This window comes from Streptomyces sp. NBC_00162 (genome assembly GCF_024611995.1).
Taxonomy (GTDB): domain Bacteria; phylum Actinomycetota; class Actinomycetes; order Streptomycetales; family Streptomycetaceae; genus Streptomyces.
Genome location: NZ_CP102509.1, coordinates 2,685,730 through 2,696,618, shown reverse-complemented (window position 1 = coordinate 2,696,618; position 10,889 = coordinate 2,685,730). Strand labels below are relative to the sequence as shown.

The window sequence follows — 10,889 nt, the reverse complement described above, 5'->3', positions numbered from 1 at the left end:
ATTGGGGCAGTTAAGTGAGTGCGTCGTATGAAAAGGTCGTCGAGGCGCTGAGGAAGTCGCTGGAAGAAGTCGGTTCGCTGAAGAAGCAGAACCGGCAACTCGTCGGCGCTTCCCGCGAGCCGATAGCGATCGTGGGGATGGCGTGCCGTTTGCCGGGTGGCGTGGCGGGGCCGGAGGACTTGTGGGGCTTGGTGTCCGAGGGCCGGGACGCGATGTCGTCCTTCCCCGACGACCGAGGCTGGGACCTGGAGGGTCTTTTCGACCCGGATCCCGACCACGCGGGTACCTCGTACACCAGCATGGGCGGATTCCTCCATGAGGCTCCGCAGTTCGACGCGGGGTTCTTCGGGATCTCGCCGCGTGAGGCGCTGGCGATGGACCCCCAGCAGCGGTTGCTGCTGGAGACCTCCTGGGAGGCGCTGGAGGCCGCCGGTATCAACCCGGTCTCGCTGAAGGGCACCGATGTCGGGGTGTTCTCCGGGACGTCCACGCAGGGCTACGGGGCCGGTTCGGACGCGCCGGAGGCCGAGGGCTTCGGGGTCACGGGCACGCTGTCGAGCGTGGCCTCGGGCCGGGTGTCGTACGTGCTCGGCCTCGAGGGCCCGGCGGTCACGGTCGACACGGCGTGTTCGTCCTCGCTGGTCGCGATGCACCTGGCCGCGCAGGCGCTGCGCCAGGGCGAGTGCTCGATGGCGCTCGCCGGCGGCGCGACGGTCATGGCGACGCCCGGCGCCTTCGTGGAGTTCTCGCGGCAGCGGGGCCTGGCCGCTGACGGCCGGTGCAAGGCGTTCTCCGCGGCGGCTGACGGCACGGGCTGGGCCGAGGGCGTCGGTGTGGTCGTGCTGGAGCGGCTGTCGGTGGCGCGTGAGCGCGGGCACCGGGTGCTGGCGGTGCTGCGTGGCAGCGCGGTCAACCAGGACGGTGCTTCCAACGGCCTGACCGCGCCGAACGGTCCCTCGCAGCAGCGGGTCATCCGCAAGGCGCTGACCGGTGCCGGGCTTTCCCCGTCCGACGTGGACGTGGTGGAGGCCCACGGAACCGGCACCACCCTGGGTGACCCCATCGAGGCGCAGGCGCTGCTGGCCACGTACGGGCGGGACCGGGAGCCGGAGCAGCCGTTGTGGCTGGGCTCGCTGAAGTCGAACATCGGTCACACGCAGGCAGCTGCGGGTGTGGCCGGTGTGATCAAGATGGTGCAGGCGCTGCGGCACGGGGTGCTCCCGGCGACCCTGCACGTGGACGCGCCCACCCCGCAGGTGGACTGGTCCGCGGGCGCGGTGGAACTGCTGACCGAGTCGCGGGAATGGCCGCAGAACGGCCGTCCGCGTCGCGCTGGTGTCTCCGCGTTCGGAGTCAGCGGCACGAACGCGCACCTGATCCTGGAGGAGGCGCCCGCCGAGGAGGCGGAGTCCGCCTCGGCGGAGTCGGCTCCTGCGGGTGTGGTGCCGTTGGTGGTGTCGGCGCGGAGCGCCGGTTCCCTGGCCGGTCAGGCGAAGCGGCTCGTGGCATTCGTCGAGGGCGCCGATGGGGTGTCGCCGGCGGAGGTGGCCGGGGCGCTCGTATCGGACCGTGCGCTGCTGGGCGAGCGCGCGGTGGTGGTCGCGGGTTCGAACGAGGAGGCGCTGGCCGGGCTGCAGGCGCTGGCACGCGGCGAGAGCGCGGCCGGTGTGGTGTCCGGCAGCGCGGCTGGTTCGAGCAAGCCGGGCAAGATCGTGTGGGTGTTCCCGGGTCAGGGTTCGCAGTGGGCCGGCATGGGGCGTGAACTGCTCGAGTCCTCCCCGGTGTTCGCGGAGCGGATCGCGGAGTGCGCGGCTGCTCTGGAGCGGTGGGTGGACTGGTCGCTGATCGACGTACTGCGCGGCGAGACCGCCCCCGAGCTCATGGAGCGGGTCGACGTACTGCAGCCGGCCAGCTTCGCGGTGATGGTCGGTCTGGCCGCGGTCTGGGAATCGGTCGGGATCAAGGCCGACGCGGTGCTCGGCCACTCTCAGGGCGAGATCGCCGCCGCGTGTGTGGCGGGTGCGCTGTCGCTGCAGGACGCGGCGCGCGTGGTGGCGCTGCGCAGCCAGGCGATTGCCAAGGATCTGGCCGGTCGCGGTGGGATGGCTTCGGTCGCCCTGTCCGAGGACGAGGCCGTCGCGCGGATCCAGCCGTGGGCGGACCGCGTGGAGGTGGCCGCGGTCAACGGGCCGTCCTCCGTGGTCGTCGCCGGTGACGCGCAGGCGCTGGACGAGGCCCTGGAGGCCCTGTCCGCCGAGGGCGTCCGCGTGCGTCGGGTTGCGGTGGACTACGCCTCGCACACCCGCCACGTGGAGGACATCCGCGACGCGCTCGCCGAGACGCTCGCCGAAGTGAGTGCCCTGGCGCCGAAGGTGCCGTTCTACTCCACCGTCACCGGTACCTGGGTGGAAGAGGCCGACGTCCTCGACGGCGAGTACTGGTACCGGAACCTGCGGGGCCAGGTGGGCTTCGGCCCGGCCGTGGTCAAGCTGCTCGAGCAGGGCCACGGGGTGTTCGTCGAGGTCAGTGCCCACCCGGTGCTGGTCCAGCCGATCACCGAGACCGTCGACAACACCGAAACCGGCACCAATGTGGTGGTGACGGGTTCCCTGCGGCGTGAGGACGGCGGTCTGCGACGGCTGCTGGCCTCGATGGCCGAGCTGTTCGTCCGAGGCATCGCGCTGGACTGGAGCGGTGTGCTGCCGCAGACCCCCTCGTCCCGGCGCGTGGAGCTGCCGACGTACGCGTTCGACCACCAGCACTACTGGCTCCAGCCGGGCGAGTCGGCCACCGACGCCGCCTCGCTGGGACAGGCAACGGCCGACCACCCGCTGCTGGGTGCAGTGGTGAGGCTGCCGCAGTCCGACGGGCTGGTCTTCACCTCGAGGCTGTCGCTGCGCACGCACCCCTGGCTGGCCGATCACGCGATCGGTGGCGTGGTGCTCCTCCCGGGCACCGGGCTGCTCGAGCTCGCGGTCCGCGCCGGTGACGAGGCCGGATGCGGCGTCCTGGAAGAACTCGTGATCGAGGCGCCGCTGGTGGTGCCCGAGCACGGCGGCGTACGTATCCAGGTCGCGGTGGGCGGTCCGGGTGTGAACGGCTCGCGCACGGTGGAGGTGTACTCCCAGCGCGAAGACGCCGTCGACGAGGGCGGCGCGGAGACGTGGACGCGGCACGCCACCGGCATGCTGGCGGCCGCGCCGGCAACGGGGACGGGGCAGGCATTCGACTTCGCCGCGTGGCCCCCGGCCGGTGCGCAGCCGGTCGAGGTCGGGGACTTCTACGCCGACCTGGAGGAACGCGGCTTCGGCTACGGTCCGGCGTTCCAGGGCCTGCGGGCGGTGTGGCGCCGTGGCGAGGAGGTCTTCGCCGAGGTCGCCCTGCCCGAGGAGCAGCGCAAGGAGGCCGACAAGTTCGGCCTCCACCCCGCGCTGCTGGACGCGGCCCTGCAGGCCGGAACCTTCGCCTCTGCGGCGGGCACGGAAGGGGAGGAACCCGGGGAGGCGGTGCTGGCCTTCGCGTGGAACGGGCTGGAACTGCACGCCGTGGGTGCCTCCGCACTGCGCGTACGGGTCGCCCCGGTCGGCCCGGACGCGCTGTCGGTCGAGGCTGCCGACGAGACCGGCGGCCTGGTCGTGACGCTGGACTCGGTGGTGTCCCGGGCGGTGTCCGCCGAGCAGTTGGAGACGGCGGCGGACGCGGCGGTCGCCGATTCGCTGTTCGGCGTGGAGTGGACCGAGCTGTCCCCGGCCGAGGTTACGGAGCCTTCGCCGTGGTGGATGCCGGTCGCCACGGCTGATGATGTGGCGGACCTGGCCGAGAGCGCCGGAGCTCCGGCCGTGGTGGTCCTGGAGGCCGTCGGCGGCGACGGCGAGGACGCGGTCCTGGCCCTGTCCTCCCGGGTACTGGAGATCCTGCAGACCTGGCTGGACGGTGCCGGGCTGGAGGAGTCGCAGCTGGTGGTCGTGACGCGCGGTGCGGTTCCCGCCGGCGCCGACGGTGCGGTGAGTGACCCGGCCGGATCGGCGGTATGGGGTCTGGTGCGTGCCGCCCAGGCCGAGAACCCCGACCGGATCGTCCTGATCGACGCCGACCCCGCTGCCGAAGGCGATGTGGAGCCGGTGCTGGGTGCCGTCCTGGCCAGCGGCGAGCCGCAGGTCGCGGTGCGCGGAACGGCCCTTTCCGTCCCCCGGCTCGTCCGGGCCGGCGGTGAAGTCCCGGATGCTCCCGCGGTGTTCGGGCCCGAAGGCACCGTCCTGGTCACGGGTGCCACCGGGGCGCTGGGCGCTCTGGTGGCCCGTCACCTGGTCACCCGGCACGGCGTGCGCAGCCTCGTGCTCGCAAGCCGACGGGGTGCGGATGCCGAGGGTGCGCAGGACCTGGTCGCCGAGCTCACCGAGCAGGGTGCGGCCGTGTCGCTGGTGGCCTGCGACGTGTCCGACCGCGATCAGGTGGAGGCCCTGCTGGCATCCGTGCCGGCCGAGCACCGCCTGACCGGTGTCGTGCACACCGCGGGTGTGTTCGATGACGGTGTGATCGGGGCGCTCACCCCGGAGCGGCTGGCCGGCGTGTTCGCGCCGAAGGTGGACGCGGTACGGCACCTCGACGAGCTGACCCGTGACCTGGACCTCGACGCCTTCGTCGTGTACTCGTCCGTCGCGGGCGTGTTCGGCGGTGGCGCCCAGGGCAACTACGCGGCGGCGAACGCCTTCCTCGACGGGCTGATGTCGCGCCGCCGGGCGGCGGGCCTGCCGGGTCTGTCGCTCGCCTGGGGCCTGTGGGAGCGGACCCTCGGCATGGCCGCGAACCTCAGCAGCGTCGACCAGGCTCGCGCGAGCCGTAGCGGCGTACTGGAGATCACGGCGGACGAGGGCCTGGACCTGTTCGACGCCGGCCTGCACGCGGGCCGGGCCCTGCTGGTCCCGATCAAGCTCGACCTGCGGACGCTGCGCGCCCAGGCCGGAGCCGGCGGGGGAGTCCCGCATCTGCTGCGCGGCCTGGTACGGGCCGGCCGGCAGGTTGCGCGGGCTGTGGCCGCCACGGACGGCGGGCTCGCCGGCCGCCTGGCCGGGCTCACCGGGGCAGAACAGGAAACACTGCTTCTTGACGTGGTGCGTGCTCAGGCCGCGGTCGTGCTCGGGCATGCCGGGCCGGAGGGCGTCCGGGCGGAGATGGCGTTCAAGGACGTCGGGTTCGACTCCCTCACCTCGGTGGAGCTGCGCAACCGGCTCCGTGAGGCGACCGGTCTGAAGCTTCCGGCCACGCTGGTCTTCGACTACCCCACCCCGCTGGCCCTCTCCCGCTACCTGCGCGAGGAGTTCGGTGACGTGGCGCCCGCGCCGGCGGCACGCGCGGCCGTGGTGGCCGATGCGGGTGAACCGCTCGCGATCGTGGGCATGGCGTGCCGGCTGCCGGGTGGCGTGACCGGGCCCGAGGACCTCTGGCGGCTGGTGTCCGAGGGCCGGGACGCCGTGTCGTCCTTCCCCGACGACCGTGGCTGGGACCTGGAGGGTCTGTTCGACTCCGATCCCGACAGCGCAGGTACCTCGTACACCAGCAAGGGCGGATTCCTGCACGACGCGGGGCAGTTCGACGCCGGGTTCTTCGGGATCTCGCCGCGTGAGGCCTTGGCCATGGACCCCCAGCAGCGGTTGCTGCTGGAGACCTCCTGGGAGGCGCTCGAGGGCGCCGGTATCGACCCGGTCTCGCTGAAGGGCACCGATGTCGGCGTGTTCTCCGGGGTGTCCGGTCAGGGTTACGGAGTCGGTGCGGACGCACCGGAGCTGGAAGGCTTCGCGGTCACCGGGTCGGTGTCGAGTGTGGCGTCGGGCCGCGTGTCGTACGTGCTGGGCCTCGAGGGTCCGGCGGTGACGGTGGACACGGCGTGTTCCTCGTCGCTGGTGGCGATGCACCTGGCCGCGCAGGCGCTGCGCCAGGGCGAGTGCTCGATGGCGCTCGCGGGCGGCGCGATGGTCATGGCGTCCCCCGGCGGCTTCACGGCGTTCTCGCGTCAGCGGGGCCTGGCCACCGATGGACGGTGCAAGGCGTACGCGGACGGCGCGGACGGCACGGTGCTGTCCGAGGGCGTGGGCGTCGTGCTGCTGGAGCGGTTGTCGGTGGCGCGTGAGCGTGGTCACCGGGTGCTGGCGGTGCTCCGTGGCAGTGCGGTGAACCAGGACGGTGCGTCGAACGGTCTGACGGCGCCGAACGGTCCCTCGCAGCAGCGGGTGATCCGCAGGGCGTTGGACAGTGCCGGGCTTTCCCCGTCCGATGTGGATGTGGTGGAGGGTCACGGCACGGGTACGGCCCTGGGTGACCCGATCGAGGCGCAGGCGCTGCTGGCGACCTACGGACGGGACCGCGATGCGGAGCGCCCGCTGTGGCTCGGCTCGCTGAAGTCGAACATCGGTCACTCGCAGGCAGCCGCCGGCGTGGCGGGTGTCATCAAGATGGTGCAGGCCCTGCGCCACGGTGTCATGCCTCCCACGCTCCACGTGGAGGAGCCCACGACCCAGGTGGACTGGTCCGAGGGCGCCATCGAGCTGCTGACCGAGGCCCGTGAGTGGCCGCAGAACGGTCACCCGCGCCGGGCCGGAGTCTCCTCGTTCGGCATCAGCGGTACGAACGCGCACCTGATCCTGGAAGAGGCGCCCGCCGAGCCGGCGGACCGCGTCTCCGAAGAACAGGCGCCCGCTGGTGTGCTGCCGTTGGTGGTCTCCGCGCGCAGCGCCGGTTCCCTGGCCGGTCAGGCCGGGCGGCTGGCGGCGTTCGTCGAGGGCGCCGACGGGGTGTCGCTGGCAGACGTGGCCGGGGCGCTGGTGTCGGACCGTACGGCCTTCGGTGAGCGTGCGGTCATCCTGGCCGACTCGGCTGAGGAAGCGCTGCCGGGGCTGCGGGCACTGGCGCAGGGAGAGAACGCTCCCGGCGTCGTGATCGGCAGTGCCGGTACGGGTGCGCCGGGCAAGGTCGTGTGGGTGTTCCCGGGGCAGGGCTCGCAGTGGGCCGGCATGGGCCGCGAACTGCTCGAGTCCTCCCCGGTGTTCGCCGAGCGGATCGCCGAATGTGCGGCTGCTCTGGACCCGTGGGTCGACTGGTCGCTGCTGGCAGTGCTGCGCGGCCAGACCGCTCCCGAGCTCATGGAGCGGGTCGACGTACTGCAGCCGGCGAGCTTCGCCGTGATGGTCGGTCTGGCCGCGGTGTGGTCGTCCGTGGGGGTCGAGCCGGACGCGGTTCTGGGCCACTCCCAGGGTGAGATCGCGGCCGCTTGTGTGGCGGGTGCGCTCTCGCTGCAGGACGCGGCGCGCGTGGTGGCACTGCGGAGCCAGGCCATCGCCAAGGATCTGGCCGGGCGCGGTGGCATGGCTTCCGTCGCACTGTCCGAGGACGAGGCGGTGACGCGGATCCAGCCGTGGGCGGACCGGGTCGAGGTGGCCGCGGTCAACGGGCCGTCGTCGGTGGTCATCGCCGGTGATGCCGAGGCGCTGGACGAGGCGCTGGAGGCCCTGTCGGGCGAAGGCGTCCGGGTCCGTCGGGTCGCGGTGGACTACGCCTCGCACACCCGGCACGTCGAGGACATTCGCGAAAAGCTCGCCGAAGCGCTGGCCGGGGTTATCGCCCTGGCGCCGAAGGTGCCGTTCTACTCCACCGTCACCGGTACGTGGGTCGAGGACTCCGATGTCCTCGACGGCGAGTACTGGTACCGCAACCTGCGGGGCCAGGTGGGCTTCGGCCCGGCCGTGGCCGGCCTGCTCGAGCAGGGCCACGGGGTGTTCGTGGAGGTCAGCGCCCACCCGGTGCTGGTCCAGCCGATCAGCGAAACCGTCGACGACCGTCACGCCGATGTGGTGGTGACGGGTTCGCTGAGGCGTGAGGACGGCGGGCTGCGACGGCTGCTGGCCTCGATGGCCGAGCTGTTCGTCCGCGGTGTGGCCGTGGACTGGAACGGTGTCCTGCCGCAGACGGCGGAGTCCCGGCGCGTGGAGCTGCCGACGTACGCCTTCGACCACCAGCACTACTGGCTCCAGCCGGGCGAGTCGGCCACCGATGCCGCGTCGCTCGGACTTTCCGGAGCCGACCACCCGCTGCTGGGCGCTGTGGTGCGGTTGCCGCAGTCGGACGGGCTGGTCTTCACCTCGCGGCTGTCGCTGCGCACGCACTCCTGGCTGGCCGATCACGCGATCGGTGGTGTGGTGCTCCTCCCGGGTACCGGGCTGCTGGAGCTCGCGGTGCGGGCCGGCGACGAGGCCGGGTGCGGGGTCCTGGAGGAGCTGGTGATCGAGGCGCCGCTGGTGGTGCCCGAGCACGGCGGCGTACGTATCCAGGTCGCCGTCGGCGGACCGGGTGCGAACGGCTCGCGCACGGTGGAGGTGTACTCCCAGCGCGAGGACGCCGTGAGTGAGGGTGGCGCGGACGTTTGGACGCGGCACGCCACCGGCACGCTGTCGGCAGCGGCCCATGCGGGTGGCACCGGATTCGACTTCGCCGCCTGGCCGCCGGCCGGTGCGCAGCCGGTCGAGTCCGGGAACCTCTACACCGACCTGGCCGAGAGCGGGTTCGGCTACGGTCCGGCGTTCCAGGGCGTGCGTGCGGTGTGGCGTCGTGGCGATGAGGTCTTCGCCGAAGTGGTTCTGCCGGAGGAACTGCGCAAGGAAGCCGGCAAGTTCGGTCTCCACCCCGCGCTGCTGGACGCGGCCCTGCAGGCCGGCACCTTCGGTGCCGCGGCAGGCGCGGCTGAGGACGAATCCCGCGAGCCGGTGCTGGCGTTCGCATGGAACGGGCTCGTGCTGCACGCCGCCGGCGCCTCGGCACTGCGGGTACGGGTCGCTCCGTGCGGCCCGGACGCGCTCTCGGTCGAGGCCGCGGACGCGACCGGCGCCCTGGTGGTGACGATGGACTCGCTGGTGTCCCGGCCGGTGTCCGTCGAGCAGCTGGATGCCGCGGCAGCGGACGACAGCCGCTCCTACATGTTCGGGGTGGAGTGGACCGAGCTGTCCCCGGCCGAAGGACTGGAGCCTTCGCCCTGGTGGGTGCCGGTGGCCAGTGCGGACGATGTGGCAGCCCTGGCCGACGACGCGGCATCGGGCCTCGGCGTGCCGGCGGCGGCGGTCCTGGACGCGGTCGGCGGCGACGGAGAGGACGCCGTACTGGCCCTGTCCTCCCGGGTGCTGGAAGTCGTACAGGCGTGGCTGGCCGGAACCGGGCTGGAGGAGTCGCGGCTGGTCGTGCTGACCCGTGGCGCGGTTCCCGCCGGTGACGGCACGGTGACCGACCCGGCCGGTTCGGCGGTATGGGGTCTGGTGCGAGCCGCCCAGTCGGAGAACCCCGACCGGATCGTCCTGCTCGACACCGACCCCGCTGCCGACGGCAATGTGGAGCTCGTGCTGGGTGCGGTGCTGGCCAGTGGCGAGCCGCAGGTCGCGGTGCGCGGAACGGCCCTGTCCGTCCCCCGGCTCGTCCGGGCCGGCGACGAGGTCGCGGACGGCCCCGCGGTGTTCGGGCCGGAAGGCACGGTCCTGGTCTCGGGAGCCGGGTCGTTGGGCGCTCTGGCCGCCCGTCACCTGGTCACCCGGCAGGGCGTGCGCCATCTGATGCTGGCCAGCCGGAAGGGTCCGGATGCCGATGGCGTGGCGGACCTGGTCGCCGAACTCACCGAGCAGGGTGCCACGGTGTCGGTGGTGGCCTGTGACGTGTCCGACCGCGATCAGGTCGAGGCCCTGCTGGCGTCCGTGCCGGCCGAGCACCGCCTGACCGGTGTGGTGCACACCGCCGGTGTGTTCGACGCCGGAGTGATCGGGGCGCTGACCCCGGAGCGGCTCGCGAAGGTGTACGCGCCGAAGGTGAATGCGGTGCAGCACCTCGATGAACTGACCCGTGGCATGGACCTCGACGCCTTCATCGTCTACTCCTCCGCGTCGTCAGTCTTTATGGGAGCTGGTAGTGGCGGATACGCCGCTGCGAATGCTTTCCTGGACGGGTTGATGGCCCATCGGCGAGGGGCCGGCCTGCCGGGTCTGTCGCTTGCCTGGGGACCGTGGGATACGGCCACCAACTTGGGGGACACCATCGACGACCTCACCAAGGCTCAGATGAGCCGGCGTGAGGGACGTGGGGGCATCACGGCGCTCAAGCCGGCCGAGGGCATGGAGCTGTTCGGCGCGGCTGTGGGGTCCGGGCAGGCACTGCTGGTGCCGGTCAAGCTGGACCTGAAGGGCGCGCGAGCCGACGCGGCGGCCAGTGGCGGGGTTCCGTACCTGCTGCGCGGCCTGGTGCGAGTCGGCCGGCAGCAGGCTCAGGCGGCGGCGGCCACCGGCGAGGAGCGCCGGTCGCTGTCCGACCGGCTGGCCGGGCTCGGTGCGGCAGAGCAGGAGGCACTGCTGCTCGACCTGGTGCGTGCTCAGGTCGCCGTCGTGCTCGGGCATTCCGATCCCGGAAGCGTCCGGGCGGAGATGGCGTTCAAGGACGCCGGGTTCGACTCGCTGACGTCGGTGGAACTGCGGAACCGGGTGCGTGAGGTGACTGGTCTGAAGCTTCCGGCCACGCTCGTCTTCGACTACCCCACCCCGCTGACCCTCGCACGCCACCTGCGCGAGGAGTGCGGCGTCGAGGAGGCGTCCGCCGCCGATCCGGTGCTGGCCGGTCTCGCAGGTCTGGAGACGGCCATCGAGTCCGCGGCTTCCGACGAGGAGGCCCGCGAGCGGATCACCGTACGTCTGCGGGAGCTGCTGAAGGCAGCCGAGGCGGCCGGCGGTCCCGACGGGGCCGCGGGGACTGCGGACACGTCCGACGAGGATCTCGATTCCGCGAGTGACGAGGACCTGTTCGCGATCTTCGACCGGCTCGACTGAGCCGGACCGTACGGCCGGGCTCGGGTGGGCCCGGCCGTACGGCCC

General features: G+C 72.5%; 1 protein-coding gene. It reads left to right on the top strand.

All coding sequences use genetic code 11. The annotated features are described in order from the left end of the window. Positions 1-14: 14 nt before the first annotated feature. Positions 15-10,844, top strand: coding sequence for a type I polyketide synthase (locus JIW86_RS12595; RefSeq protein WP_257553840.1), 10,830 nt, complete (start codon positions 15-17; stop codon positions 10,842-10,844). Positions 10,845-10,889: the final 45 nt, after the last annotated feature.